This window comes from Streptacidiphilus jiangxiensis (genome assembly GCF_900109465.1).
GTDB lineage: Bacteria > Actinomycetota > Actinomycetes > Streptomycetales > Streptomycetaceae > Streptacidiphilus > Streptacidiphilus jiangxiensis.
Map to the genome: position 1 here is coordinate 129,725 of NZ_FOAZ01000015.1, position 25,539 is coordinate 155,263.

Here is a 25,539-nt window from a genome sequence, read left to right on the forward strand (position 1 = left end):
CCGGGTCGGCTGCGGACGGGCCACGCGCATACTGCTCTTCGTGGACTGCGACCAGTCCGGCCTGAGGGTCGTGCACCTCTGGGCCGCCAACGACTTCTGACGGCCTTGCCGGCCGTCGCCCTCGTGGGCGGACAGGGTGTCCAGGATGACGTGGATCGGGGAGCCGTCCGGGCGGGCCGAACGAGTCGACCTGCGCGGCCGGCGTGTTGTCGGTGTCCTTCCCGCCGCGGTTGGCGCCCCGCAGGGGTGTCGTCGCCGACCGGGTGGCAGCCGTGGTGCCGCTCGGGGTGACCGACCGGAGTCCGACCTGACGGAGTCCTACGAGAGCGGCGCCTCCGGTTCGGCGATCCGGTAGCCGACCGTGGGGACGGTGGTGATCACGGGCGGGGCGCCGAGCTTGCGGCGCAGGCGGCCGACGGTGACGGCGACGGTGTTGGTGAACGGGTCGGCGTGCTCGTCCCAGACCTGTTCCAGCAGCGCTTCCGCGCTCAGGAACGCGGGGCTGGCCCGCAGCAGCGCCGCGAGGACCTCGAACTCCTTGACGGAGAGGTCGAGGTGGCGGCCCTCGCGGGTGGCGCTGCGTCGGACCGGGTCGAGCTCCAGGCCCGCCACGCGCAGCAGTCGGGCCTTGGCGTACGGGCGGCGACGCGCCAGAGCCCGGACGCGCAGCACCAGTTCGGGGAAGTGGAACGGCTTGACCAGGTAGTCGTCGGCGCCGAGGCCCAGGCCGCCCACGCGGTCGGCGGGGGAGTCGGCGGCGGTCAGCATCAGGACCATCGGCCGCTCGTCCCGCTCGGTGATCATCTGGCAGAGCATGTCGCCGTGCAGGCCCGGCAGGTCGCGGTCCAGCACCACCACCTCGTAGGCGTTGACGTCGAGCTTCGCCGCGGCCCGCAGGCCGTCGTAGGCGACGTCGACGGCCATGCCCTGGTCGCGCAGGCCCTCGACGACGAGGTCCGCGAGCGCGCGGGCGTCCTCCACGACGAGCACCCTCATGCCTGCACCTCCGTTCCGACGGCCGCGGGCAGGGTGACGACGACGCGCAGGCCGCCGTCCTCACGGGCGTGCAGGTCCAGGCGGCCGTGGTGTGCCTCGGTGACGGCCGCGACGATCGCGAGGCCGAGCCCCGCCCCGCTGCCGCCCGTCCGGTCGGGGCCGGCCCGGCGGAACGGGCGGGTCAGCTCCTCGACCTGCTCGTGGGTCAGGGTCGGGCCGCTGTTCTCCACGACGAGTTCGACGTGCTCGACGTGTTCGACGCTCGCCGGCACTCCGGAGGTCTCCCGCACGGTGACGCGGACCCAGCCGTCGGGCTCGTTGTGCACGACCGCGTTGTCCACGAGGTTCTCCACCAATCGCCGCAGCAGCGTCCGGTTCCCGCGCACGGGCGCGACGGGCGCGGCGTCCAGCGCCCGGGCGGCGGAGAGCTCCCGTGCCGCCAGCGCGTCGGCGGCGAGCTCGCCGAGCGGGACGGCCTCGGGCGACGGCAGTTCGTGCTGGGCCCGGGCCAGCGTCAGCAGTCCGTCCAACAGCCCGTCGACCTGGTCGAGTTCGGTGCGCACCCGGCCGGCCAGGACGCGCGTCTGCTCGGGCAGCGGGCCGGGTTTGCCGAGCGTGACGTCCACCGCGGCCCGCATGGTGGCCAACGGGGTGCGTAGCTCGTGGGAGGCGTCGGCGACGAAGCGCCGCTGGGCGGCGAAGGAGCGCTCCAGTCGGCCGAGCAGCTCGTCGATGGTCTCGCCGAGGTCGCGCAGCTCGTCGTGGGGGCCGTCGACGGCGAGGCGTTCGTGCAGGTTGTCGGCGGAGATCCGGCGGGTCGCGGCGGTCATCGCGCGCACCGGCCGCAGCACCCGGCCCGCGGCGTACCAGCCGAGCAGCAGCGAGAGCAGGCCCATCACCACCAGCCCGACCGCGGAGCCGAGCAGCAGTTGCTGGGTCTGCCGTGACTGCGCCTGCGTGAGCTGGTGCTCCAGGCTGGCGATCCGCGCCGCCGCGGCGGCCGACACGCCCGGCACCGCCGCTCCGGAACCCGGGCCGGGGACGGCTTGGATCGAGCCGCCCGCGAAGAAGGCGACGACCGCCAGCATCGCCGTGCCCGACGCCAGGAACAGCCCCGCGTAGAGGGTGGCGAAGCGTCGGCGCACGCTGCGCCGCCGCGGCGTCCGTCGTCCGGAAAGGCCGTCGTCGTCCTGCACCGGCGTTCCTCCCTCGTCCTGCTACCGGACCTGCGTGATCAGGCTAGGCGAGCGGACCTAACAGCGGCATGACGGCGGCCGTTCCGGCGCTGTCACCCCCGCCCGGGCAGCGTGGAGCCCATGACGACGCAAGCAGGGATCGAGGTGGACGGGCTGCGGAAGCGCTTCGGTGCGACGCAGGCCCTGGACGGGATGAGTTTCACGGTGCGGCCGGGCCGGGTCACCGGCTTCGTCGGCCCGAACGGCGCGGGCAAGTCGACGACGATGCGGGTGGTGCTGGGTCTGGACGCGCCCGACGCGGGCCGCGCGCTGGTCGGCGGGCGGCCCTACCGCGCGCTGGCCGAGCCGCTGTGCCGGCTCGGCTCGCTGCTGGACGCGGGCGCACTGCAGCCGAGCCGCAGCGCCCGCAACCACCTGCTCTGGTTGGCCCACACGCAGGGTCTGCCGGCGCCGCGGGTGGACCAGGTCCTCGTCCGGGTGGGGCTGGCCGAGGTCGCGCGGCGCCGAGCGGGCGGCTTCTCACTCGGGATGCGCCAACGGCTCGGCATCGCGGCCGCCCTGCTCGGGGACCCGCCCGCGCTAATGCTCGACGAACCGTTCAACGGGCTGGACCCGGAGGGCATCCGGTGGATCCGCGCGCTGCTCGCCTCGCTGGCCGCCGACGGTCGCGCGGTGCTGGTCTCGACGCACCTGATGAGCGAGCTGGAGGGCGTCGCCGACCACCTGGTCGTGGTCGGCCGGGGCCGGGTCGTCGCCGACACCGGGGTGCGCGAGCTGTTGGCCGGTGTCGCGGGCGGACGTGTGACGCTGCGGACGGCCGCGCCGCTCGCGGCGGTCGAGGTCCTCGCCCCGGCGGGCGCGACCGTGCAGCCGACCGGCCCGGAAACGCTGACCGTCACCGGTCTGCCCGGCGAGGCGATCGTCGCCCGGCTCATGGAGGCGGGCGTCCCTTTCGCCGAACTGGCGGCGCACCGAGCCAACTTGGAGGAGGCGTACCTCGAACTCACGCGGGACGCCGTCCAGTACCGCGGCTCGGTGGAGCAGGAGGTCGAGCGATGAGGGTCCTGCACGCGGAGTGGACCAAGTTCCGGACCGTGCGCGGCTGGACGGTGGGCGCGGTCGGCGCCGCGCTGGCCTCGCTGCTGTTCCTGCTGGTCGGCACGGTCTCGTCGAACCAGCACGCGGGGGCTGCGGCTGCCCTGCCTGTCGGCTCGGACGGCGAGGCGGTCAACGACAGCTTCTCCTTCGTGCACCGCACGCTCACCGGCGACGGCTCGCTCACCGTGCGGATCACGGCGTTCACCGGCGTGCTCACCGACCCGGGACGCGGTGGCCCGGGCCGCACCTCGCCCGGTGTCACGCCTTGGGCGAAGGCCGGGATCATCGTCAAGTCCGGCCTGAGACAGGGCTCGTCCTACGTCGCCGTGACGACGACCGGCGCGCACGGGGTGCGGATGCAGCACGACTACGTCCACGACCGCGCCGGTGACCTGACCGGCGCCGCGACGCCGGGCGCACCGCAGTGGCTGCGGCTGGTCCGCGCGGCGACGACCGGGACGACCAGGACGACCGGGACGACCGGGACGGCCGCGACGACCGTCACCGGCTACGACTCGCCGGACGGAGTCCACTGGAACGCGATCGGCACCGCGTCACTCCCGGGCGGACCGTTGCAGGCGGGTCTCTTCGTCACCTCGCCGGCGGCCATCGACCCGACCGGAGGTGGCGGCAGCTCCCCGGCCTCGGCCACCGCCGCCTTCGACGCCCCCGCCGTCACCGGCACCTGGCAGCCGGGTGGTTGGACGTACACGCAGGTGGGGGTGGACGCGGGCAGCTCCGGCAGCCCCGTGCCGGGGGCCGGTGACGGCTCCCGGCCGAGCGCGGACGGCGGGTTCACCGTCACCGGCGCGGGCGACATCGCGCCCGTGGTCGGCGGACCGGCCGGCGGTCCGGTGTTCAGCGTCGGGACGTTCCTGGTCGGCACGTTCGCCGGGCTGATCGTGATCGGTGTGGTGGCCGTCCAGTTCGGTGCGGCCGAGTTCCGGCGCGGCCTGCTCGGCCTGACCCTGGCCGCGACCCCGCGCCGCGGCCGGGTGCTCGGCGCCAAGGCCCTCGTCGTCGCGGCGGTCGCGTTCGTGGTCGGCGCCGGGGCGGCGGCGGTCTGCCTGCCGCTCGGGCAGGGTCGGGCCCGAGCCGCGCACTTCGCGGTGTTGACCGTCCCGGTTCCGGAGCAGGTGCGCGCGGTCCTGGGCACCGGCCTGCTGCTCTCCGCGACGGCGGTGCTGGGCCTCGCCCTCGCGGTGCTGCTGCGGCGCAGCGCGACGGCGATCACCGTGCTCGTCGCCGCGACCGTGCTGCCCTACCTGCTGGCCGTCGGTGGTCTGCTGCCCGCCGGGCCCGCCGGGTGGCTGCTGCGACTGACCCCGGCAGCGGGCTTCGCGGTCCAGCAGACCCTGCCCCGCTACGACCAGGTGCTCTCCGTCTACGCCCCGGCCACGGGCTACTTCCCGCTGCCCCCGTGGGGCGGGCTCGCGGTCCTGGCGCTGTGGGCGGTCGGCATGCTCGCGGTCGCGACCGCGGTGCTGCGGCGGAGGGACGCGTGAACACCCGGGTGCTGCGGCGCGCGTGCCGCGCCGAGTGGACGAAGCTGCGGACGGAGCCGGGCGCGTGGTGGCTGCTGCTCGGCGTCGTCGCCGTGACCGTCGCGGTGGGCGCGGCCGCGTCCGGCACGGCCCGGACCGTCGCCGACCCGGCCCGGACGGCCCTGGCGGGGGTGACGGTCGGTCAGGCCGTGGTCGCCGTCCTGGCGGTGCTGGGCGTGGGAGGTGAGTACAGCACCGGGATGATCCAGCTGAGCCTCGTCGCCGTGCCCGCGCGGGCGACGGTCCTGGCCGCGAAGGCGGCGGTGCTCAGCGCGCTCGTCGCGGTGTCGGGAGGCGTCGCCGTCCTCGGCTCGCTGCTCGCCGGGCACCTGCTCCTGCCGGGCGCCCCCGCCCTCACGGACGGGTCGTCCCTGCGGGCGGCGGTCGGCTCGGTGCTCTACCTGGTCCTGGTCGCGCTGCTGGCCCTCGGCGTCGCCTTCGCTATCCGCGACGGCGGCGCGGCGTCGGGTGCCGTGCTGGCGCTGCTCTACCTCTTCCCGCTGCTGGCCCACGTGGTCACCGATCCGTGGCTGCAGCGCCAACTCGCCCGGCTCGGCCCGATGCCGGCGGGCCTGGCCGTCCAGGCGACCACGGACCTGCGGCACCTGCCGATCGGCCCGTGGCCGGGGCTCGGCGTGCTGGCGCTGTGGGCGGCCGCCGCGCTGGCCGTGGGCGAGGCGTTGCTGCGCCGACGTGACGCGTGACCGCAGGCAGACCTGCCCGCCCTGGCCCGTCCGCCCTGGCCCGCCCGCCGTGGTCGGGCTGCTCGGTCCGGTCGCTCAGCCGGAGTCGGCGTCGAAGCGGAGCTTCGAGGTGATGCGGTAGCGGTCGCCGCGGTAGACGGAGTGGGCGTGTTCGACGGTGCGGCCGGTGGTGTCGCGGGTGACGCGCTCGATCTGGAGCAGCGGCGCGTAGACGGGGCAGTCCAGCAGGTCGGCCTGCTCCGGGTTGGCGACGGTGGGTTCGACGGTCTGCACCGCGTCGAGGACGGTGATCTGGAAGCGGTCGCGCAGCAGGTGGTAGAAGTTGCCGCTCTCCAGGTCCGCGGGCTGCAGGCCCTCGACGAGGTGGGCGGGGAGTTCCAGCCGCTCGATCGACATGGGCTCGCCGTCGACGTAGCGGACCCGGACGACGCGCAGTACCGGGTCGTCCGGGTCAAGGCCCAGGCGGGTGCCGCGGGCGGGGCCGGCCGGGGTGGCGGCGAAGGAGACGACGTGGCTGGTCCACTCGCCCTCGGCCGGGGGGACGGCCAGGGCGTTCGTGGTGGTGCCGGTCATCTCCTGGGTGACCTTCTGCGGGGCGGTGAAGGTGCCGCGGCCGTGCTGGCGGACCAGCAGGCCGCTGCGGATCAGGTCCTCGATCGCGGCGCGGATGGTGGGTCGGGAGACGCCGAGCTCGGTGGCGAGGTCGCGTTCGGCGGTGAGGCTGGTGCCGGGCCCGGACTTCTCGATGATGTCGAGAAGGTGGGCCCGCACCAGGTCGCGTTTGGCGGTGGCACGCGGGGCGGGCTTGGCGTTGCTGGTCATGAGGCCAATCGTCTCTGAGCGGGTACGCGGGTGGGTGGGTGCGGACGGTGGTTTCAGTGTGTCGCAGTGGGCAGGCGGGCGGACGCCACGCCGAGGGCGCGCAGCCGCTCGCGGTGCGGGTGCAGGCGGGTGAGGAACTCGGCGAATCCGGTCCGTCGCCCGGACCAGGCGTTCTCGGCGAGGGCGCACAGGCGCGGGTAGGCGAGGTAGTCGGCGTGGGCGGGCGTGGCGGCGTACTCCGTCCACAGCTGGGCCTGGACGCCGAGGACCCCCGGGCTCCGCGAGCCGGGCTCGGTCGCGGTGAGGCCGCCGGCCAGCGCGTCGAAGGCGTGCACGGTCTCCAGCGTGACGGTCCCGCCCGGCTGTCCGGCGGGTTCGTCCGGGTCGCCGCTCTGGGGGTAGTCGAGGTAGGTGGCGGTGTGCGGGGCCATGACGACCTGATGGCCGCGGGCGACGGCGGCGGCCCCGTGGGCGGGGTCGCGCCACGCGGTCAGGGCCACCCCGGCGGGCAGCCGGCCGGGGCTGTGGCCGGTCTCGTCCCAGCTCATGGCCCGGCGGCCGCGTGCGGCGAGATGGTCGTGCATCTGCGTCAGGAACCAGGCGTGCAGGCCGCGCACGCCACCCAGCCCCAGCGCGGCGGCGCGTCGGCGGGCGCCCGGGTTGGTCTCCCACGCCGTGGTGGGGCACTCGTCGCCGCCGATGTGGAGGTGGCGCGACGGGAAGATCTCCGCGGTGGCGTCGAGGACCTGGCGGCAGAAGTCCAGGACGTGGTCGTCGACGGCGAGGATGTCCTCGCTGATGCCCCAGCGGTCCCAGACGGGCAGCTGCTGCCGGGGCCGGTTGCCCAGCTGCGGGTAGGCGGCGAGGGCGGCGCGGACGTGGCCCGGCATCTCGATCTCCGGGACCACGGTGACGCCGCGCGCGGCCGCGTGGTCGACGAGGTCGCGCAGCTCCCGGGCGGTGTAGTAGCCGCCGTAGGGCCCGCCGGGGCCGCCGTCGGCCGTCGGGCCTGTGCGCCAGGCGCCGACCTCGGTGAGCCGGGGCCAGCCGTCGATCTCGACGCGCCAGCCCTGGTCGTCGGTCAGGTGCAGGTGCAACACGTTGAGCTTGTGCAGGGCCAGACGGTCGACGGTGCGGTAGAGGTAGTCCAGCGGCATGAAGTGGCGGGCCACGTCCAGGAGCAGGCCGCGCCACGCCAGCCGCGGTCGGTCGCGGATGCTGACGCAGGGCCACCACCAGGCGTCCGCCGGGGCGGTGGCCGGGTCGAGCGCGGCCGGGGGCAGCAGCTGCCGCAGCGTCTGGACGCCGTTGAGCAGGCCCTGCGGGGCGGGCGCGGTCAGCTCCACCCGCCGTGGGCGGATCTCCAGGCGGTAGCCCTCCGGGCCGAGCGAGAGCATGAGTTCGGGGGCGAGGTGGAGGCGGACGACGGGCCCGGTGGTGGTGCGGGGGCGGTCGGCGCCGAGGTAGTCGGCCAGCAGGTCGGCGGCCGGCCGGGTGCCGGGTCCGGCCTCGAGGTGCAGGGCGGGTCCGATCACGAAGCGTCCCGGGAGCTCGGTCAGGTCGCTCGGGCGTGGGATGATCACGTCTGCCTTTCGACGGGTCGGCCTTCCACGGTGCGAGGGCTCGACGGTTCAAGGGGAGGGGTCAGTCCTTGACGGCGCCGGCGGTCATGCCGGCGACCAGGCGGCGCTGGATGACCATGAAGAAGACGACCACGGGCAGCGCGGACAGGGTCGACGCGGCGATCAGCCCGCCGTAGTCGGTGCCGGTCGCGGTGCTGAACGAGACCAGCCACACGGGCAGCGTCTGGTGTCCCTGGTCCTTCATCAGCACGTCGGCGAAGAGGTAGTCGTTCCAGGCGGTGATGAAGGCGAACACACTGGTGGCGATGACACCGGGGGCGACCAGCGGCAGCAGGATCCGCCGCACGACCGTCATCCGGCCGGCGCCGTCGACCATGGCCGCCTCCTCCAGCTCGACGGGGATGCCGTGCAGGAAGCCCCGCAGGGTCCAGATCGTGAAGGGCAGCACGATCGCCACGTAGGTGAGCGCCAGGCCGAAGAGGCTGTCGAGCAGGTGGGCGCTGCGCAGGCCGAGGAAGAGCGGGATGACCAGCGCGGGCAGCGGCACCATCTGCAGGACCAGCACGGTGATCAGGAAGGTGCGCCGGCCGGCGAAGCGGAACCGCGTCAGCGCGACGGCGGCGAGGAAGGCGACGACGACCGCGAGCAGTACCACCGAGGCGGTGACCAGCAGGCTGTTGCCCAGGTCGGTGAGGAACCCGGGCTTGCCGACGGCGTCGGCGAAGTTGCCGAGGCTGAGCGGGAACGGCAGGAAGTGCGGGGTGGTCCGCAGGATGTCGCCGTAGGGCTTGAAGGCGGTGCTGACCATCCAGTACACGGGGAAGATCCACACCAGGCAGAATCCGGCGGCCGTCACGTTCAGGAGTCGGCGTACCGAGGGTGAGGTGGTCACAGCTCTTCTCCCGACCGCACCAGTCGGCGCACGTAGACGACGGTGATCCCGAACAGCAGCAGCACGGACACGACGGCGACGGCCGCGCCCTGCCCGAAGGAGTCGCTGCTGAACGCCTTGGTGAAGGACCAGATGCCCAGGGTGGTGGTGCCCTGGTTGGGCCCGCCCTGGGTGAGGATCCAGATCTGGGTGAAGACGTTGAAGTCCCAGATCACCGAGAGGATCGTCACCAGCGCCAGGATCGGTCGCAGGAACGGCAGCGTGATGACCCGGAAGGTCCGCCACGGCCCGGCCCCGTCGAGTGCGGCCGCCTCGTAGTAGCTGCGCGGGATCTGTGACAGCCCGGCGTAGAGGGTGAGCGCGACGAACGGCACCGACTGCCACACGACCAGCAGCCACACCAGTGCGAACGCCGAGAGCGGTGAGGAGGTCCAGTCGTGCTGGCTGAGGTCGCCGAAGAGCCCGGTCTGGGTGAGCGCCCAGTTGACCACGCCGTAGACCGGCTCGAAGAGCCACTGCCACACCAGCGTCCCGGCGACCGGCGGCATCGCCCAGGAGGCGATCAGGCAGAAGGTGACGGCCCGACGCATCGCCGGACCGAGCCGCACCATCATCAACGCGACGGCCAGCCCCACGCCCAGGGTGCCGGCGACGAGCGCCGCACAGAACCCGGCGGTGCGCAGCAGAACCGGGACCAGCTGCGGATCGTCGGCGATCGCCCGGTAGTTGGCCAGGCCTGCCCAGCCGACCTGGCCGGTGAACAGGGCCCGCAGGCCGTAGTCCTGGAACGAGATCACACCCAGCCGGGTCAGCGGGTAGCCGAGCACCAGGGCCAGCACGGCCGTGGCGGGCAGCAGGAGCAGGTAGGGCAGGGCACGCGGTTCGCGGCGCGGTCGCCGGGCGCGCCGTGTCGGCCGGGCCGCCGCCCGGGTGCGGGCGGCGGACGGGCGCGGGGATCGGGTCGTGGTCGTCATGGTCACTGGCCGGCGTTGAGCGCCTGGTCGAGGTGGGCGTCGAAGTCCTTGGCGGCCTGGGCGACGCTCTTGCGGCCGGTGGCGATGTCCGCGAAGAACTGGTTGATGCTCAGGTCGCTCTCGATCGTGGCCCAGCCGGGGGTGGCGGGGGTGCCGACGCTGTTGTGCGCGGCGGCGAGGAAGGCGGCGGAGGTGAGCGGCAGCAGGCCCTTGGTGGAGTCGAGCAGCTGGGTGGAGACCGGCGTCCAGTGGTCGGTCCCCACGATCGCGCTGGTCTGGACGGCCTGGCTGGTGGCCGCCTTGAGGTAGGCGAGGGCCAGCTGCTGGTTCGGGCTCTTCGCGGCGATCGCCAGGTCGGAGCCGCCGAGGAAGACGGGCTGCGTCGTGCCGGAGCCGGTCACGCTCGGGAAGGCGAAGGTGCCGATCTGGCTGCCCAGGGCCGGGTTGTCCTTGAGGATCGTGTTGATGCCCGTGTCCACGATGGTCGCGGTCCTGCCCTGGGCGAAGAGTGCGTCCTGGTCGGGGGTCTTGGTGTCGGTGTTGCGGGACGCGGCGGGGGACCAGGCGTTCTGGAACGCCTTCCACGCCGTCAGGCCCTGTTGTGCGGCCGGGGATTCGAGCCCGCCGACCCACTTGCCGGAGGCGTCCTTGGTGGCCAGCTGGCCGCCCGCGTCCCAGACGAACTGCAGGGCGGCGTGCCAGTACTGGCCGGGCAGGTACATCGCGGAGAAGCCGGGGGCGGCCTCGCTCGCGCCGATCCTGCCGAGGTCCTGGGTGAACTGGGCGAAGGTGGCGGGCGGGGAGGTGATGCCGGCCTTCGCCCAGAGGGTCTTGTTGTAGACCACGGCGCGGTTGCCGGCGAACAGGGGTGCGGCGTAGAGCTTGCCGTCGATGGTGGCCGGGTCCACCAGGCCGGGCAGCCAGGTCTGTCCGGCGGAGAGGTCCGCGCGCTGCGCGGTGATGTCCGCCAGGGCGCCGTTGGCGGCGAAGAGCGGGACGTCGGTGTTGCCGATGTCGATCACGTCGGGCGGGTTGTCCTGGGCCAGGGCGGTGCTGACCCTGGTGTTGATGTTGGCCCACTCCTGGATCTGGACTTTCACCTTGGCGCCGGTGGCCTTCTCGAAGGCGGCGTTGACGGCGTTCACGGAGGTCTGGGTCAGGTCTCCGTCCATCAGCCACACGGTGAGTGTCTTCGACGTCGCGGTCGAGTCGCCGGCGCCGGAGGCGGTGCCGCTGCTCCCGCAGGCCGTGGTCAGCAGGGCGACAGTCACTCCGCAGGCTGCCGTCGCGAGGAATCTGGTGCGCACGAGGTCTCCCTCAAGGCGAGTGGTGAGGTGGTGGTGGGAGCAGACCCTCACACAGGACCACTGGTCAGGTCAAGAGATTGCGCAAGGCGATCGCCGGGCGCGCAAGTTCCCAAAATTCAGGGCTTGACAGCAGGCTGAGGGCCCGTCACCTTGGAGCGCAGTCGGCGGCCGCATGACTGACCACTGGTAAAGCTACGGACCTCCCCTTCCTCGCTAGGAGAACCGATGGGTCACGTCCACCCCCATGCGCACAGCGGCCGCCGGCGTACCGCGCTGCTCGCCGCGGCCTCTCTCGCCTGTGCGGCGACCGTGCTCCTCCCCACGTTGACCAAGGCGCACGCGGACACCACGCCGGCGCTCACGGTCGACTACAAGACCACCACCACCTCCGCCTCCGCCGGAGAGATCGACCCCTGGATGGAGGTGGTGAACACCGGGACCGGCCCGGTCGCGCTCAGCACGGTGACGCTGCGGTACTACTTCACCGCCGACACCACCGGCCCCTACACCTTCCAGTGCGCCTGGGCGGTGCCCGGCTGCGCCAACCTGACCGGCACCGTCGTCGCGATGGCCACCCCCACCGCCACCGCCGACCACTACCTGCAGATCTCCTTCACCTCCGGTGCCGGCACCCTCCAGCCCGGCGCCTCCACCGGTGACCTGCAACTGCGGCTGTACCGGGCCGACTGGCAGAACGTGAACCAGGCGAACGACTACTCGTTCAACCTGAACGACACGGCGTACACCCCGTGGAACCAGGTCACCGCGTACGTGGGCGGCAGCCTGGTGTGGGGCGTCGAACCGGGTGGCGGCTCCTCCGCGTCCGCCTCCGCCTCCGCGTCGAGTTCGGCGAGCGCGAGCGCCTCGCCCAGCAGTTCGGCCACCGGCACGACGCCACCCGGGGCCACCATGTTCGACGACTTCAGCTACACCGGTCCGAACGACCCCAACCTCGCCGCGCACGACTGGAAGGTGCGCACCGGCGCCGGCGGCCCGGGCGTCCAGAACAGCTGGTCCGCGAGCGGCATCAGCTTCCCCGCCGACCCGAGCGCCCAGGGCGGGCACGTCATGGACCTCACCGCCACCACCGACGGCACGACCGCGGGCACCACGCAGGCCGAGATCGACACCGTCCAGCAGAAGTTCTTCGAGGGCACCTACGCCGCCCGGGTCTACTTCAACGACGCGCCGACCAGCGGTGCCAACGGCGACCACGTCAACGAGACGTTCTACGCCATCACGCCCGACAACTCGCTCTACAGCGAGGACGACTTCGAGTACCTGCCCAACGGCGGCTGGGGCGGACCGGCGAACTCGATGTACACCACGACCTGGTACAGCGCCGACGCCATGGACCGGGTCACCACCGACACCCAGGGCAGCCTGCAGGGCTGGCACACCCTGGTCGCCACCGTCCACGGCGGCAGCGTCACCTACTTCATCGACGGCAAGCAGGTCTTCTCCAGCACCGGCAAGTACTACCCGCGCGAGGCGATGACCATCGACTTCAACGAGTGGTTCATCGACCTGCCGTTCACCGGCGCGCGCAGCTGGGACCAGAAGGTCAACTGGGTGTACTTCGCCCAGGGGGTCGCCCGGTCCCCGGCCGACGTGCAGAGCGCCGTCAACGGTTACTACGCCGCCGGCACGCACTTCACCGACAGCGTCCAGTAGCGCCGGGGCCGGTCACGGCAGTTGCCGCAGGTTCAGCTGCCAGGAGACGCCGAAACGGTCGTTGACCCAGCCGAACCTGGCGCTGAACCCGTGGTCGCCGAGTGCCATCAACTCCTGGCCGCCCTCGGCGAGCAGGCCGTAGAGACGGTCGATCTCCTCCTCGGTGTCGCACTCCACGAAGAGCGACACCGAGGGGGTGAAGCCGAAGGCGTGCTTCGCCGGGCTGTCGACGCAGCGGTACTGCTGCCCGGCGAGGGCGAACGACGCCAGGCGGACGGTCCCCTCGGCCCCGGGCCCGTCGGCGCCGTATCGGTCGATCGAGAGGATCTCGCCGTCGTCGAAGAGCGAGGTGTAGAAGGTCATGGCCTCCTCGGCCCGGCCTTCGAACATCAGGAACGTCGTGATCTTCTGCATGACGGGTGTGCACCTCGGGGCTGCTCGTGCGAGAGGGTGGGGACGCCGGTCGTCGGCATCCCCACCCTCTCGCACGAAGGTGCTCGGATCAGAGACCCTGGGCCAGCATCTCCAGCGTGTCCACGACGCGGTTCGAGAAGCCCCACTCGTTGTCGTACCAGGCGACCACCTTGATGTGGCGGCCGTCGACGCGGGTCAGCTCCGCGTCGAAGATCGAGGAGTGCGGGTTGCCGACGATGTCGGCGGAGACCAGCGCGTCCTCGGAGTACTCCAGGACACCGGCCAGCGGGCCCGCGGCGGCGTCGCGGTAGGCGGCCAGGACCTCCTCGCGGGTGACCTCGCGGCTCACCGTCGTGTTCAGCTCGACGATGGAACCGACCGGCACGGGCACGCGGATCGAGTCGCCGGAGAGCTTGCCGTCCAGCTGCGGCAGGACCAGGCCGATCGCCTTGGCGGCGCCGGTCGTGGTCGGCACGATGTTGACGGCGGCGGCGCGGGCCCGGCGGGCGTCGCGGTGCGGGCCGTCCTGCAGGTTCTGCTCCTGCGTGTAGGCGTGCACGGTCGTCATGAAGCCGTGCTCGATGCCGGCCAGCTCGTCGAGGACGGCGGCGAGCGGCGCCAGCGCGTTCGTCGTGCAGGACGCGTTCGAGATGACGGTGTGGTGCTCCGCGTCGTAGGCCTCGGTGTTGACGCCGAGCGCGAGGGTCACGTCCGCGCCGTCGGAGGGAGCGGAGACCAGCACCTTGCGGGCGCCGGCGTCCAGGTGCGCGCGGGCGGCGGTGGCCGAGGTGAAGCGGCCGGTCGCCTCCAGCACGATGTCGACCCCGAGCTCGGCCCACGGCAGGTTCGCCGGCTCGCGCTCGGCGAGCACGGTGATCCGGCGGCCGTCGACGACGAGGGCGTCGCCGTCCACGGTCACCGGGCGGCCCAGGCGGCCGGCCGTGGTGTCGTAGGCGAGCAGCCGCGCCAGGGAGGCCGGGTCGCCGAGGTCGTTGACGGCGACGACCTCCAGCTTGCTGTCGCGCTCCAGCAGGGCGCGGAGCACGTTGCGTCCGATGCGGCCGAATCCGTTGACGGCGATGCGGGTCATGGTGGGGGAGTCCCTTCTGTGGGTGGACGCCTCAACCCTCGCGCACCGCGTCCGACCTGGGCAGTGGCCTTTGTGCCATGGTCCGCAAGGATCGTGCCAAACCGCCGCCTCAGGGCGCTGACCAGCAGCTATTCGCCCTGGGTGAAGGTGCGGCGGTACTCGCTGGGCGTCGTCCCGAGGATCTGCTGGAAATGCAGCCGCAGATTGGCCCCGGTGCCCAGCCCCACGTCGGCGGCGATCTGCTCGACACCGCGCTCGCTGCGCTCCAGCAGTTCTCTGGCCAGGTCGACGCGGGCCCGCAGGATCCACTGCATCGGCGTGTAGCCGGTGTCCTCCACGAAGCGCCGCGAGAAGGTGCGCGGTGAGACGGCCGCGTGTCGGGCCAGGACCGGCACGGTCAGCGGCTCGCCGAGGCGGTGCAGCGCCCACTCCCGGGTCGCCGCGAACCGCTCGCCGATCGGCTCCGGCACGCTGCGCGGCACGTACTGGGCCTGACCCCCGCTGCGGTACGGCGCGGCGACCAGCCGCCGCGCGGCGTGGTTGGACGCCGCGATCCCGAGGTCGCCGCGCAGCACGTGCAGGCACAGGTCGATGCCGGAGGCGGCGCCGGCCGAGGTCAGCACGCTGCCCTCGTCGACGAAGAGCACGTTCTCGTCCACCCGGACGTCCGGGTGCTTGGCCGCGAGAGCGCGGGTGTAGTGCCAGTGGGTGGTGGCCCGCCGACCGTCCAGCAGGCCCGTCGCGGCCAGCGCGAACGCGCCGGTGGAGATCGCCGCGAGGCGGGCGCCGCGCTCGTGCGCGGCGACGAGCGCCGCAAGCACGGCCGCGGGCGGCTCGTCGCGGTCGGGGTGCCGGTAGCCGGGGACGAAGACGAGGTCCGCCCAGGCCAGCGCGGACAGCCCGTGGGCGACGTGGTACGACAGCCCGTCGCCGCCGGTCACCAGCCCCGGTGCGGCCCCGCACACCCGCACCTCGTACGGCATGCTCGCCCTCGTCGTGAACACCTGCGCGGGGATGCCGACGTCGAGCGGCTTGGCCCCGTCGAGGACGAGCACGGCGACACGGCGGAGGCGGGATTCGGACACGAACCCAGCCTAGGGAGGAGTCGGCCGCGGCAGCGCGGTGGCCCTGGCGCGGGTGTGCGGGCGCGGGGTCAGCGGACCCCCGGCCAGGCCGAAGGCGGGCCCGGGGGTGCGGAGGGGGTGTGGGCGAGTGGGCGGTGGAACCGGGCGAGGGTGAGGCCACGGACGGCCAGGGTGTCGAGCCGGGCCAGGCCGCCCGTCTGGCCGTCGAGGATCACGACGCGGTGGCCGTCGTTGAGGGCGTAGAGCAGATGCCCCGTGGCCGGAAGGCCGCCGAGCTCCCGGTGGACCCGGACCACGCCGCGCGTGCCCGGGCCGCCCGCGCCGACGGCGGCCAGGACCTGGTTCCAGTCGGCGCAGCCCGCGACCTGCGCACCGGGGAAGTGCCGGTACAGCAGGCGCTCCCACCAGCCCGGCGCCTCGTGGACGGGCTGCCACGGCAGCGCCGTCGCGGCGACCCCGTCGGTGCCCGCGTCCACGGCCACCACGCAGCCGCGCGCGTTCACCCGCCGCTCCCAGTCGGCCCGCAGCCGCGGGCGCGGGTCTGCGGTCAGGGCCGCGACGTCGCCCCACGGGTCGCCGTTGCCCGGATGGAAGGGCGTGGAACCGTCCCGGGGGACGACGAGGGAGGCGTTGAGCATCGGTGTGGTCGGGTGTCCGGGCTGCGGGAGCGGCCGCAGCGCGAACCACCACGCCTCACCGCCCTCGGCGACCGGTCTCGGCGAGGCCAGCTCGACCGCCGATCCGTGCACCTCCCGCAACCAGGCGCGGGCCCGCTCGTCGGGCGGGCCCGCGGCGGCCGGCGCCGCAGGTGCGGGCGCCGGCGCAGCGGGGGCGGTGGCCGGGCGGAACGGCCACTCACCCGTCTCCAGGAAGCGCGCGGACTGCTCCGTCGACAGCGCGGTGGGCACCCAGGCGACCTCGCCCGTCTCCTTGCGCACGTACAGCGCCCGCGAGAACGGCCGGTGCCGGGCGTCGCCGGTGTCCAGGAACTCCTGGACGTCCATGGTGACGCGCCAGGCCCAGCCGAACTCCTCGGCCCACTCCTCCCGCACCACGACGGTGGGCGGCGCCACCGGGTACCGCGTGCCGAGGAACGCCCGGACCGCCGCCACCGCCTGCTGCCTGGTCATCCGTGCCGCTCCCGTCAGGCCGAGGCCCCGTCGGCGGCCTCGGCCGGTGCCGGGGTGCGCTGATGGTCGCCCGCCGCGCCGTCGATGAGCTCGCGCAGGATGTCGACATGGCCGGCGTGGCGCGCCGTCTCCTCGATCATGTGGACGAGGACCCAGCGCATCGAGACCGTCCGGCCCGTCCAGGACACCGTGCCCGTGAGGTCCAGATCCGAGGCCTCGATGACGGCGTTGGCCGCGGCGCAGGCGCGGTCGTAGAAGGCGAGGAGATCGGCGGTCGTCTCGCCGGGATCGACCCGCAGGTCGGCGTCCTCGTCGTCCTCGACGAACGGAAGGGGCTCCGTCTCGACGCCGAAGGTCTGGCAGAACCAGGCGTACTCCACCGCCGCCAGGTGCTTGACCAGCCCGAGCAACGACGAGCCGGACGGGACCAGCTGCCGGCGCAGCTGCTCGTCGTCGAGGCCTTCCAGCTTCCAGCGGACGGCCGCGCGGTGGCGCTCCATGCTGTGGAGGAGGATCTCCTTCTCCGTGCCCGTGTGGGGCGAGGTGCCGAGAGTCGTCATGTGCGTGAACGTAGCAGCCCGCACCGACAACCCGCGGGGTGAGGTGGCGAGGGGCATTAGGCTGGCCGCATGCCGACGCTGCTGCTGGTCCGCCATGGCCGTTCCACCGCCAACTCCTCGGGTGTGCTCGCGGGCTGGAGCCCGGGCGTGGCGCTGGACGAGCACGGTGAGCAGCAGGCCAAGGCGCTGGCCGAGCGCCTGGCCGGGCTGCCGCTGCAGGCCGTGGTCAGCAGCCCGCTGGACCGCTGCCGGCAGACCGTCGCCCCCCTGCTCGCCGCCCGCCCGGAGCTGACGCTGCGGATGGACGAGCGGTTGGGGGAGTGCCGCTACGGCGACTGGACCGGCCGGCCGCTCGCGGAGCTGGCCAAGGAGCCGCTCTGGTCGACGGTGCAGGCGCAGCCCTCCGCCGTGACCTTCCCCGGGCCCGAGGGCGAGTCGATGCGCGAGCTGAGCCACCGGGCGGTGGAGAGCGTGCGCGAGTGGGACGCCGAGATCGAGCGCGAGCACGGGCCGGACGCCGTCTGGCTGGCGTGCAGCCACGGCGACGTGATCAAGGCGATCGTCGCGGACGCCCTCGGCCTGCACCTCGACCTCTTCCAGCGCATCTCCGTCGAGCCGGCCTCGGTCACCGCGATCCGGTTCACCCCGGTCCGCCCCTACCTGCTGCGTCTCGGTGAGACCGGCGACCTCGCCGGTCTCGCGCCGCGTCCGCGTCCCGCCGGGGGCGCGGACGACGAGGACGGCGGTGGTCGCGACGACGCGGTGATCGGCGGCGACACCGGAACCCGGTGACCAGTGGGTAGGGTGGAACCGGCGGTGTGATCCTCGGCCGCCCCGACCCGGACCTGTGCCCCTCTCTCCCTTCCCCACGCAACCTCCGACTCCGTGGAGCAGTCATCGTGCCCCGCCAGGTGTTCTTCTACGACCCCCCAGAGCGCTTCGTGGCCGGAACGGTCGGCGAGCCGGGCCACCGCGCCTTCTACCTCCAGGCCAGCGCGCGCGGCCGGATCACCACCGTGCTGCTGGAGAAGGGCCAGGTCGCGGCGTTGGCCGAGCGGGTCGACGAGCTGCTGGACGAGGTGGTCCGGCGCTCGGGCGGCAGCACCACCGTTCCCGCGCTGGCCCCGCCCGAGATGATGGACTCGGCCCCGCTGGACTCGCCCGTCGAGGAGGAGTTCCGGGTCGGGACGATGGCTCTGGCCTGGGACGAGACCGTGCAGATGCTCGTCGTCGAGGCCCAGGAGGCCGTCGAGGGCGAGGAGGAGACCGACGAGGCCACCCTCTACGAGGACGAGGAGGAGGGCCCCTCACTGCTGCGGGTGCGCCTGAACGGGGCGATGGCCCGTGTCTTCGCCAAGCGGGCGCTGGAGCTGGTCGCGGCCGGCCGGCCGCCGTGCCCGTTCTGCAGCCTGCCGCTGGATCCGGAGGGCCACGTGTGCCCGCGTCAGAACGGTTACCGACGCTGAGCGCCGCCGAGCCCGTCGCGGTGCCGGAGGCCGACCCCGCCGCGTGCGCGGCGCTCGCGGCCGACCCGACGCGTGCCCTCGCGCTGCTGCGCGACGGCGAGTTGACCGTCCACGGCCGGATCACCGACGCGTCCAACGCCGCGTTCTACTGCAGCGTGTCGGACGGGGCCGACGACGCCGGCGCCATCTGCGTCTACAAGCCCGTGCGCGGCGAGCGCCCGCTGTGGGACTTTCCCGACGGCACCCTGGCCCGCCGGGAGACGGCGGCCTACCTGGTGGCCGCCGCGACCGGCTGGGGCCTGGTCCCGCCGACGGTGCTGCGCGAGGGGCCGTTCGGCCTGGGCATGTGCCAGACCTGGGTCGAGCCCGACCCGGAGGCACCCGAGCTACTGAGCCTCCAGCCCGGCGAGGAGGCCGCGCCGGGCTGGCACGCGATCGGCCTGGCCGAGATCGAGCCCGGCCGCACCGCGCTCTTCGTCCACGCCGACGACGAGCGGCTGCGCCGTCTCGCGGTCCTGGACGCCGTCCTCAACAACGGCGATCGCAAGGGCGGCCACCTGCTGACGGCGGCCGACGGCCGCCTCTACGGGATCGACCACGGGGTGACCTTCGCCGTCCCCGGCAAGTTGCGCACGCTGCTGTGGGGTTGGGCCGGCGAACCGCTGACGTCCGAGGCCGCCGAGGTGCTGGGACGGCTGCGTGCCGATCTTGACGGCGCCCTTGGCGCGGCGCTGGCGCCGCTGCTGACGCCGCAGGAGATCGCTGCCACGGCCGCGCGGGTGGACCACCTGCTGAAGGACGGCCATCACCCCCTCCCCTCGGCGGACTGGCCGGCCGTCCCCTGGCCGCCGATCTGACGGTGCGCCGATCCCACGGGCGGCCGATCCGGCGACTGGCGGCGTCGGGGTGCGGTCCGGCATAGTGTCCGCGCCCACACGGCCGTGCCAGCCCGAGGAAGACCCGACCGATGACTGCTCCGTACGTCCCCGCAGCCACCTCCCCGTACCCGCCCTCCGTCGACGTCAGCGAGCTCGGGCCGGGCGTCTTCACCTACTGGGCCAAGCGCTGGAGCAAGTGGCGGTTGTTCTCCGGCTGGTTCATGATCGTGATCTCGCTGGTCTCGATCATCCTCAGCCCGCTCGCGATCCTCTTCGGCGTCATGCTCTTCCGCAGCCCCAACTTCTCCAGGAAGGCCCGGGCCAAGCGCATCGACCTGCACCAGCACGGCATCGCCCTCCATGAGGAGCAGGGGCTGGTGGCGGCCTACCGCTTCGACCAGATATCGGTCGCGCAGCGGATCACCGAGAACTACTACAACGGCTTCAAGACCGGCACCGCCTACCTGCTGACGGTGACCGGCGCGGACGGCCGCAGCTCCAAGATCACGCAGTTCTACGACAACATCGGCCACCTCGCCCAGGCCCTCCAGCAGGGCGTCATGGACGCGCAGTTCGGCCGGGCCGTGGCCACCGCGCAGGCCGGCTACCCGGTCACCTTCGGCCCGTTCACGGTCACCCCGCAGGGGCTGGTCTGCGGCCAGAAGCACACGGTCACCTGGCCGCTGCTCGACCGCGTCGTGGTTTCCTCGGGCACCGTCCGGATCATGGTGCACGGCCGCCGTACCGCGCTGGTCGCCAAGCCGATCCACGAGATCCCCAACTTCGCGCTGTTCCTGGCGCTGGTCAGCAACGTCCGCGCCACCCAGGGCTGACCTCACCCGTCCGGGTGGGGGGAGAAGGGGAGTGTTCGTCCGGTTTCGGCCGGTCGCCGGGCCGATTGGCCGAGAAGGTCGTTAGCGGATCGAATGATCGTCCGGTTAGAGTCAGACATATGCATGCCTGGCCCGCTTCCGAGGTGCCCCTGCTACCAGGCAAGGGGCACCCTCTGCGCATTCACGACACCGCGTCGGGCGAGCTGCGGACGACCACACCCGGGCAGACCGCCCGGCTGTACGTCTGCGGCATCACCCCCTACGACGCCACCCATCTCGGCCACGCGGCCACCTACAACGCTTTCGACCTGGTGCAGCGCATCTGGTTGGACGCGGGCCACCAGGTCGTCTACGTGCAGAACGTCACCGACATCGACGACCCGCTGCTGGAGCGGGCCGTCGCGACCGGTGAGGACTGGGTGGCGCTGGCCGAGCGTGAGACCGCGCTGTTCCGTGAGGACATGACGGCGCTCCGGCTGCTGCCCCCGGCCCACTACGTCGGCGCGGTCGAGTCGATCCCGCTGATCGTGCCGATCATCCAGGACCTGCTGGCCAAGGGTGCCGCCTACGAGCTCGACGGCGACATCTACTTCTCCGTCGCCTCCGACAAGCACTTCGGCGAGGTCTCCGGCTACGACGCGGAGCAGATGCTCCGCTTCTTCGGCGAGCGCGGCGGCGACCCGGACCGTCCGGGCAAGAAGAACCGCCTCGACCCGCTGCTGTGGCTCGCGCAGCGCCCCGGCGAGCCCGCCTGGGACACCGCGCTCGGCCACGGCCGTCCCGGCTGGCACGTCGAGTGCGTGGCGATCGCCCTGCAGCACCTGGGCATGGGCTTCGACATCCAGGGCGGCGGCAGCGACCTGGTCTTCCCGCATCACGAGATGGGCGCCTCGCACGCCCAGGTGCACAGCGACACGCACCCCTACGCCAAGTACTACGTGCACGCGGGCATGGTCGCCCTCGACGGCGAGAAGATGTCCAAGTCGCGTGGCAACCTCGTCTTCGTCTCCGCGCTGCGTCGGGACGGCGTCGACCCCGCCGCGATCCGGCTGGCGCTGCTCAACCACCACTACCGCAGCGACTGGGAGTGGACCGACGGGGACCTGCGCGGCGCGCAGGACCGCCTGGCCCGCTGGCGTGCGGCGGTCTCCCGCCCGGACGGCCCCGACGCGACCGCGCTCCTCGCCGAGGTCCGCGCGGCCCTGGCCGAGGACCTCGACGCCCCGCGGGCGCTCGCCCTGATCGACGCCTGGGCTGCGAAGCAGTCCACGGACGGCGGCGAGGACACCAGCGCACCAGGGCTCGTCTCCCGCCTGGCCGACGCGCTGCTGGGCGTCGCCCTGTAGTCGGTTTCGCTCCCGCCTGTAGTTGCACGATCGAGGGGCGCGAGGAACTGCGCGACAAGCCACCGTGCGTGGTGAGTCGCTCAGCGAGCAGGGCCATCCGCACACGGTGGTTGCTCGCGCAGTTCCTCGCGCCCCTCGCGCATCGGCGCCGGGTACGTCCGTCCCTTCCAGGCGGCCCCCCGGCCGCGCCAGTGCTGGATCGCCGAGTCCACGGTCATCAGCAGGTAGAGCGCGGCCGTGAACGGCAGCAGCAGCGCCTCGCGCGCCGGGCGGCCGTAGTAGGCGAGCATCGGTCGGAACGTGTACGTCATCAGGGCCCACGCGGCCAGCGCCGGAAGGGCGACCGTCGGTGCGAGCACCAGCGCGCCGACGACGGTCAGGACCGGCGGGACCAGGTAGACCAGGACGAGCCCCAGCACCGTCCCGATCAGCAGGAACACGTTGTGCCGCAGCTGCGCGTACGCACTGCGGGAGACCATCCGCCAGAGCTGACCGAGCTCGGGGTAGGGGCGGACGCTGTCCACGTGGTCGGCCAGGCCCAGCCAGGTGCGGCCGCCGCCGCGCTTGACCAGGCGGGCCAGGTTGACGTCGTCGATCACCGCGCCGCGGATCGCGGCGACCCCGCCGGCGCGGGCGAGCGCCTCGCGGCGCACCAGCGTGCAGCCGCCGGCCGCGGCCGCGGTGCGCGAGCCCGGCTTGTTGCTCCAGCGGAACGGGTACAGCTGCGCGAAGAAGTAGACGAAGGCGGGCACGATCAACTGCTCCCAGCGGGTGCGCACGCTGAGCCGCGCCATCTGCGACACCAGGTCGTAGCCGCTCTCGGCCGAGGCGACCAGACGTTCCAGGGAGTCCGGCTCGTGGGCGATGTCGGCGTCGGTGAGCAGCAGGTAGTCGACGTCCCCGGCCAGTTCGACACCGTGGCGCAGGGCCCAGAGCTTGCCGGTCCAGCCGGTCGGCGGTTCGCCGGGGGAGGTGACGGTCAGCGGCAGCGCGCCGGGCGCGGCGCCGAGGTGGCGGGCCAGCTCGCCGGTGCCGTCGGTGCTGCCGTCGTCGACGAGGACGACGCGGGCCTCGCCTGCGTACCGCTGGGCCAGCAGCGACGGCAGGCTGAGCGGCAGCACCTCCGCCTCGTCGCGGGCGGGGACGACGACGGCCACGCTCGGGCGGGGGCCGTCGGCCCGCCCCGGTGGCAGCCGCACGTCGGTGCGCCAGAAGCCGCCCTGGCAGAAGGTCAGCCACAGCCAGGTGAGCAGGGACAGGCACGCGATCAAGGTCAGTACCGTCACGCGCGCGAGTATGCCGCACCCGGCCCCGGGTCGGGGCCGGGTGCGTCCCGTCCGGCGTGCCGGACGCGGGGGCCGTCGGTCAGGCGGCGAGGGTGACCTGGGTGCCCTCGGCGGCGCCCTGGTAGGCGTCGACGACCAGGTTGAGCTCCTTCTGGATGTACCAGACGTTCAGGCCGAAGACGAGGGCCAGCCAGCAGCTCGCGGCGGGGCTGCAGGTGACCGGGATGCCGGCCGCGCGCTGGGCCGCGGCCACGGCCTTGCCCGTGTTGTAGTACGAGACCAGCGGCGCCACGCAGGTCCAGCCCAGGAAGAGCAGGACGCAGAGGCTGCCGCCGGGGCTGAGCTCCAGGCGCTGGTCGAAGTTCTTCAGCTCCTTGTGGATCTTGAAGTACCAGACCAGCGGGTAGATGCCGAGGGTGATGATCGGAAGGCCGAGCCAGACGGCCACCGAGCCACGGCGCTTCATCGCCAGGCCGGTGAGGGGGGTGGTCGTGGTGGCTTGCTGCACGAATTGCTCCAAGGATCGTTGATCGTTCTGATGGGCGGCGCTCAGCGTTCCAGCTGCGCGGGGAGTCCGTGTGCGAGGTTGCCAGAACGTGATCTTGGTGTCGTGCAACGTTCACCTCTGGCCGGGGTGGCAGCGCCGCCGAGGTCCGACACGAGCCGTCGTGAGCGGGGATCGGATAGGGTCGGACGCTGTGAAGATCGCACTGATGGACTCCGGAATCGGCCTGCTCCCCGCGGCTGCCGTGCTGCGTGCGCTGCGTCCCGACGTCGACCTCGTGCTGTCACAGGACCCCGACGGCATGCCCTGGGGCCCCCGTACGACCGAGGGCATCATCGAGCACGCGCTCGCGGTGGCCCGCGCGGCGGCCGAGCAGAAGCCGGACGCGCTCGTGGTCGCCTGCAACACCGCGACCGTGCACGCCCTGGAGGCGATCCGCGCGGAGCTGGAGCCCGACATTCCCGTGATCGGCACCGTCCCCGCGATCAAGCCGGCTGCGGCAGGTGGCGGATCCGTCGCGATCTGGGCCACCCCGGCCACCACCGGCAGCGCCTATCAGCGCGGCCTGATCCGCGACTTCGCGTCCGGCGCGGACGTCGCCGAGATCCCGTGCCCCGGCTTGGCCGACGCCGTCGAATACGCGCGGCCGGAGCAGATCACCGAGATCGTCGCGGCCGCCGCGGCGCAGACGCCCGCAGGCACCCGCGCGCTCGTCCTGGGCTGCACGCACTACGAGCTGGTCGCCGCCGAGATCGCCGCCGCGCTGGCCGACAGCTGCCCGGGGCTGGAGTTGTTCGGCTCGGCCCGCGCCGTCGTCGAGCAGGCGCTGCGCCGGGCCCGGCCGCTCCGCGAGACCGGGGAGGGGAGCCTCACCGTGCTGCGCAGCGGCCGCGAGGAGTCGCTGCCCGCCGAGGCGCTCGTCTACCCCGAGGGCCGCGCGCTCCTGGCGTGAGGTCGACCCGGCCGATCAGTCAGGAGCCCGCCCCGGTGGGCGTGGCGGTTCGCGGTCGGCGGGCGGTCTTGTCGTGGGTGGCCCGCTCGTCCGCCGAGGCGAGCCAGAAGTAGACCGGCGGCAGGCCCAGTTCGATCACCGTCAGGGCGATCTGGAACCACTGCGGCCAGCCGTGCAGGGCGAGGGAGAGCAGCCGGCCCAGCCCACCGAGCAGGAAGACCCCGGCCAGCAGGCGGACCGCCGCGGCCGGGATCGGGTGTTGCCGGGCGGCCCAGAGCCACGCCAGCCCGTAGCCGACGAAGCTCGCGCCCATGAAGCGTCCCCAGCTGTCGACCGTGGTGCCCGCGTGCGCGGCGCCCGGGATCGCGGCGTTGCCGAGGAGGACGTGGAAGATGCCGATCGCCACGCAGGACCAGCCCATGAGCTGGAGGAGCAGGCGCAGAGTCCGGGCCATGGCCACCACCCCGTTCGTCGCCCGAAGGCGTACTAAGTTGACGTGTGTCTACTAGTCCTGGCTCCAGCGTGGGCCCGTAAGTAGACGCGTGTCAAGTAAGGTGGTCGCGTGCCGTCACCCCGTCAGCGCCTCCATCCGGCCGACCGTCGCGCCCAGCTCCTCTCGGTCGGCGCGCGGTTGTTCGCCGAGCACCCCTACGAGGACGTGCTGATGGAGGAGGTCGCCGGGCAGGCGGGCGTCTCCCGGGCGTTGCTCTACCGTCATTTCTCCAGCAAGCACGAGCTCTTCGCGGCCGTCTACCAGGAGGCCGCCGACCGGCTGCTCACCGAGACGCGCCTCGACCCGGCCGACTCCCTGCTCGACCAGATCGTCCAGGGCATGGACGTGCACCTGGACTACTTCATCGCCAACCGCAACGCCGTGCTCGCCGCCAACCGGGTCCTGGCCGGTGACCCCGTCATTCAGACGATCATGAACGGCGAGCTGGACGCCCTGCGCGCACGCCTGCTCACCGTCCTGGACCTCGCCGACGAGACCACCCGGGCCGCGGTCTCCGCGGTGGTGCGCGCCTGGCTGGTGTTCGTCCAGGTCCTCGTCGTCGACTGGCTCACCGAGGAGACCTGCAGTCGCGCCGCGCTGCGCGACGTCTTCGTCGGCTCCCTGCTCGGCGCGCTGCAGCCGCTGCTCCCCGCCCACGTGGCCGCCGCCGCGCTGCCACCGGTTCGGCCGGGGGCCCCGGCGCCCGAGTGA

The 25,539-nt window shown here is 73.2% G+C and carries 26 protein-coding genes; 11 read left to right on the forward strand and 15 right to left on the reverse strand.

Going from position 1 to position 25,539, the window contains the following annotated elements:
- Positions 1–318 precede the first annotated feature (318 nt).
- Complete coding sequence (locus BMY61_RS26595) at positions 319–996, reverse strand: response regulator transcription factor (protein WP_042450557.1); 678 nt, start codon at positions 994–996, stop codon at positions 319–321.
- Complete coding sequence (locus BMY61_RS26600; protein WP_042450556.1) at positions 993–2,192, reverse strand: sensor histidine kinase; 1,200 nt, start codon at positions 2,190–2,192, stop codon at positions 993–995. Before BMY61_RS26600 ends, BMY61_RS26595 begins: the two co-directional genes overlap by 4 nt.
- 120 nt (positions 2,193–2,312) lie before the next feature.
- Here BMY61_RS26600 and BMY61_RS26605 point away from each other — a divergent pair, with 120 nt between their 5' ends.
- From BMY61_RS26605 to BMY61_RS26615, 3 genes are read left to right on the forward strand one after another with little or no spacing between them, the layout of a single operon-like run.
- Positions 2,313–3,251 (forward strand): ATP-binding cassette domain-containing protein, encoded by a 939-nt coding sequence (locus tag BMY61_RS26605; RefSeq protein ID WP_042450554.1) that lies wholly within the window; start codon positions 2,313–2,315, stop codon positions 3,249–3,251.
- Positions 3,248–4,795, forward strand: coding sequence for a hypothetical protein (locus BMY61_RS26610; protein WP_042450551.1), 1,548 nt, complete (start codon positions 3,248–3,250; stop codon positions 4,793–4,795). Before BMY61_RS26605 ends, BMY61_RS26610 begins: the two co-directional genes overlap by 4 nt.
- On the forward strand, positions 4,792–5,538 hold the full coding sequence (locus BMY61_RS26615) for an ABC transporter permease (RefSeq protein WP_236656093.1): 747 nt from the start codon (positions 4,792–4,794) through the stop codon (positions 5,536–5,538). The genes BMY61_RS26610 and BMY61_RS26615 overlap by 4 nt, the downstream gene beginning before the upstream one ends.
- 75 nt (positions 5,539–5,613) lie before the next feature.
- On the opposite strand, the gene BMY61_RS26620 is transcribed toward BMY61_RS26615, so the two are convergent.
- The 5 genes from BMY61_RS26620 to BMY61_RS26640 form a co-directional block, all read right to left on the reverse strand.
- Positions 5,614–6,360, reverse strand: coding sequence for a GntR family transcriptional regulator (locus BMY61_RS26620; RefSeq protein WP_042450549.1), 747 nt, complete (start codon positions 6,358–6,360; stop codon positions 5,614–5,616).
- Positions 6,361–6,413: 53 nt separating this feature from the next.
- The gene (locus BMY61_RS26625) at positions 6,414–7,943 is read right to left on the reverse strand and encodes a beta-N-acetylhexosaminidase (protein WP_042450547.1); all 1,530 of its coding nucleotides are present in this window, start codon (positions 7,941–7,943) and stop codon (positions 6,414–6,416) included.
- Between the two features lie 61 nt (positions 7,944–8,004).
- Positions 8,005–8,835, reverse strand: coding sequence for a carbohydrate ABC transporter permease (locus tag BMY61_RS26630; protein ID WP_042450545.1), 831 nt, complete (start codon positions 8,833–8,835; stop codon positions 8,005–8,007).
- The gene (locus BMY61_RS26635) at positions 8,832–9,809 is read right to left on the reverse strand and encodes a carbohydrate ABC transporter permease (protein WP_082015168.1); all 978 of its coding nucleotides are present in this window, start codon (positions 9,807–9,809) and stop codon (positions 8,832–8,834) included. Before BMY61_RS26635 ends, BMY61_RS26630 begins: the two co-directional genes overlap by 4 nt.
- Positions 9,810–9,811: 2 nt before the next feature.
- The gene (locus BMY61_RS26640; protein WP_063773288.1) at positions 9,812–11,116 is read right to left on the reverse strand and encodes an extracellular solute-binding protein; all 1,305 of its coding nucleotides are present in this window, start codon (positions 11,114–11,116) and stop codon (positions 9,812–9,814) included.
- A 225-nt stretch (positions 11,117–11,341) separates the two neighbouring features.
- Here BMY61_RS26640 and BMY61_RS26645 point away from each other — a divergent pair, with 225 nt between their 5' ends.
- Positions 11,342–12,790, forward strand: coding sequence for a cellulose binding domain-containing protein (locus BMY61_RS26645; RefSeq protein ID WP_042450543.1), 1,449 nt, complete (start codon positions 11,342–11,344; stop codon positions 12,788–12,790).
- 12 nt (positions 12,791–12,802) lie between these two features.
- On the opposite strand, the gene BMY61_RS26650 is transcribed toward BMY61_RS26645, so the two are convergent.
- The 5 genes from BMY61_RS26650 to BMY61_RS26670 form a co-directional block, all read right to left on the reverse strand.
- Positions 12,803–13,204, reverse strand: coding sequence for a VOC family protein (locus BMY61_RS26650; protein WP_042450542.1), 402 nt, complete (start codon positions 13,202–13,204; stop codon positions 12,803–12,805).
- 88 nt (positions 13,205–13,292) lie between these two features.
- The gene (gene gap / locus BMY61_RS26655; RefSeq protein ID WP_042450540.1) at positions 13,293–14,294 is read right to left on the reverse strand and encodes a type I glyceraldehyde-3-phosphate dehydrogenase; all 1,002 of its coding nucleotides are present in this window, start codon (positions 14,292–14,294) and stop codon (positions 13,293–13,295) included.
- Positions 14,295–14,422: 128 nt separating this feature from the next.
- On the reverse strand, positions 14,423–15,379 hold the full coding sequence (locus tag BMY61_RS26660; protein WP_042450537.1) for a GlxA family transcriptional regulator: 957 nt from the start codon (positions 15,377–15,379) through the stop codon (positions 14,423–14,425).
- A 68-nt stretch (positions 15,380–15,447) separates the two neighbouring features.
- The gene (locus BMY61_RS26665) at positions 15,448–16,509 is read right to left on the reverse strand and encodes a toxin glutamine deamidase domain-containing protein (RefSeq protein WP_052438885.1); all 1,062 of its coding nucleotides are present in this window, start codon (positions 16,507–16,509) and stop codon (positions 15,448–15,450) included.
- Between the two features lie 14 nt (positions 16,510–16,523).
- The gene (locus BMY61_RS26670) at positions 16,524–17,069 is read right to left on the reverse strand and encodes a DinB family protein (protein ID WP_042450533.1); all 546 of its coding nucleotides are present in this window, start codon (positions 17,067–17,069) and stop codon (positions 16,524–16,526) included.
- A 69-nt stretch (positions 17,070–17,138) separates the two neighbouring features.
- Between BMY61_RS26670 and BMY61_RS26675 the strand changes: the two genes are divergently transcribed.
- The 5 genes from BMY61_RS26675 (at position 17,139) to mshC (ending at position 21,592) form a co-directional block, all read left to right on the forward strand.
- Complete coding sequence (locus tag BMY61_RS26675; RefSeq protein WP_042450530.1) at positions 17,139–17,861, forward strand: histidine phosphatase family protein; 723 nt, start codon at positions 17,139–17,141, stop codon at positions 17,859–17,861.
- Between the two features lie 107 nt (positions 17,862–17,968).
- Positions 17,969–18,535 (forward strand): DUF3090 domain-containing protein, encoded by a 567-nt coding sequence (locus BMY61_RS26680; RefSeq protein ID WP_042450528.1) that lies wholly within the window; start codon positions 17,969–17,971, stop codon positions 18,533–18,535.
- Positions 18,536–18,555: 20 nt separating this feature from the next.
- Positions 18,556–19,392, forward strand: coding sequence for an SCO1664 family protein (locus BMY61_RS26685; protein WP_042450526.1), 837 nt, complete (start codon positions 18,556–18,558; stop codon positions 19,390–19,392).
- A gap of 110 nt (positions 19,393–19,502) precedes the next feature.
- Positions 19,503–20,246 (forward strand): DUF6585 family protein, encoded by a 744-nt coding sequence (locus BMY61_RS26690; protein WP_042450524.1) that lies wholly within the window; start codon positions 19,503–19,505, stop codon positions 20,244–20,246.
- A gap of 119 nt (positions 20,247–20,365) precedes the next feature.
- Complete coding sequence (mshC, locus tag BMY61_RS26695; protein ID WP_042450523.1) at positions 20,366–21,592, forward strand: cysteine--1-D-myo-inosityl 2-amino-2-deoxy-alpha-D-glucopyranoside ligase; 1,227 nt, start codon at positions 20,366–20,368, stop codon at positions 21,590–21,592.
- A gap of 80 nt (positions 21,593–21,672) precedes the next feature.
- Here the strand turns inward: mshC and BMY61_RS26700 are convergent, their stop codons facing one another.
- Positions 21,673–22,878, reverse strand: coding sequence for a glycosyltransferase (locus tag BMY61_RS26700; RefSeq protein WP_082015166.1), 1,206 nt, complete (start codon positions 22,876–22,878; stop codon positions 21,673–21,675).
- A gap of 79 nt (positions 22,879–22,957) precedes the next feature.
- Positions 22,958–23,386 (reverse strand): DUF4234 domain-containing protein, encoded by a 429-nt coding sequence (locus tag BMY61_RS26705; RefSeq protein ID WP_236656092.1) that lies wholly within the window; start codon positions 23,384–23,386, stop codon positions 22,958–22,960.
- 190 nt (positions 23,387–23,576) lie between these two features.
- On the opposite strand from BMY61_RS26705, the gene BMY61_RS26710 reads away from it, so the two are divergent.
- Entirely contained in the window at positions 23,577–24,335 is a 759-nt protein-coding gene (locus BMY61_RS26710; RefSeq protein ID WP_042450521.1) for a glutamate racemase, read from the forward strand.
- Between the two features lie 19 nt (positions 24,336–24,354).
- On the opposite strand, the gene BMY61_RS26715 is transcribed toward BMY61_RS26710, so the two are convergent.
- Positions 24,355–24,789 carry a DUF4345 domain-containing protein gene (locus BMY61_RS26715; protein WP_042450519.1) on the reverse strand — a complete coding sequence of 145 codons (435 nt, stop codon included), beginning with the start codon at positions 24,787–24,789 and terminating at the stop codon, positions 24,355–24,357.
- 108 nt (positions 24,790–24,897) lie between these two features.
- Between BMY61_RS26715 and BMY61_RS26720 the strand changes: the two genes are divergently transcribed.
- Positions 24,898–25,539 (forward strand): TetR/AcrR family transcriptional regulator, encoded by a 642-nt coding sequence (locus BMY61_RS26720; protein ID WP_042450517.1) that lies wholly within the window; start codon positions 24,898–24,900, stop codon positions 25,537–25,539.

Coding starts and splice junctions, on each gene's coding strand:
- BMY61_RS26595 (WP_042450557.1), bottom strand. CDS start 996: ATGAGGGTGCTCGTCGTGGAGGACGCCCGCGCGCTCGCGGACCTCGTC.
- BMY61_RS26605 (WP_042450554.1), top strand. CDS start 2,313: ATGACGACGCAAGCAGGGATCGAGGTGGACGGGCTGCGGAAGCGCTTC.
- BMY61_RS26610 (WP_042450551.1), top strand. CDS start 3,248: ATGAGGGTCCTGCACGCGGAGTGGACCAAGTTCCGGACCGTGCGCGGC.
- BMY61_RS26620 (WP_042450549.1), bottom strand. CDS start 6,360: ATGACCAGCAACGCCAAGCCCGCCCCGCGTGCCACCGCCAAACGCGAC.
- BMY61_RS26635 (WP_082015168.1), bottom strand. CDS start 9,809: ATGACGACCACGACCCGATCCCCGCGCCCGTCCGCCGCCCGCACCCGG.
- BMY61_RS26645 (WP_042450543.1), top strand. CDS start 11,342: ATGGGTCACGTCCACCCCCATGCGCACAGCGGCCGCCGGCGTACCGCG.
- BMY61_RS26650 (WP_042450542.1), bottom strand. CDS start 13,204: ATGCAGAAGATCACGACGTTCCTGATGTTCGAAGGCCGGGCCGAGGAG.
- gap (WP_042450540.1), bottom strand. CDS start 14,294: ATGACCCGCATCGCCGTCAACGGATTCGGCCGCATCGGACGCAACGTG.
- BMY61_RS26665 (WP_052438885.1), bottom strand. CDS start 16,509: ATGACCAGGCAGCAGGCGGTGGCGGCGGTCCGGGCGTTCCTCGGCACG.
- BMY61_RS26670 (WP_042450533.1), bottom strand. CDS start 17,069: ATGACGACTCTCGGCACCTCGCCCCACACGGGCACGGAGAAGGAGATC.
- BMY61_RS26675 (WP_042450530.1), top strand. CDS start 17,139: ATGCCGACGCTGCTGCTGGTCCGCCATGGCCGTTCCACCGCCAACTCC.
- BMY61_RS26690 (WP_042450524.1), top strand. CDS start 19,503: ATGACTGCTCCGTACGTCCCCGCAGCCACCTCCCCGTACCCGCCCTCC.
- mshC (WP_042450523.1), top strand. CDS start 20,366: ATGCATGCCTGGCCCGCTTCCGAGGTGCCCCTGCTACCAGGCAAGGGG.
- BMY61_RS26715 (WP_042450519.1), bottom strand. CDS start 24,789: ATGGCCCGGACTCTGCGCCTGCTCCTCCAGCTCATGGGCTGGTCCTGC.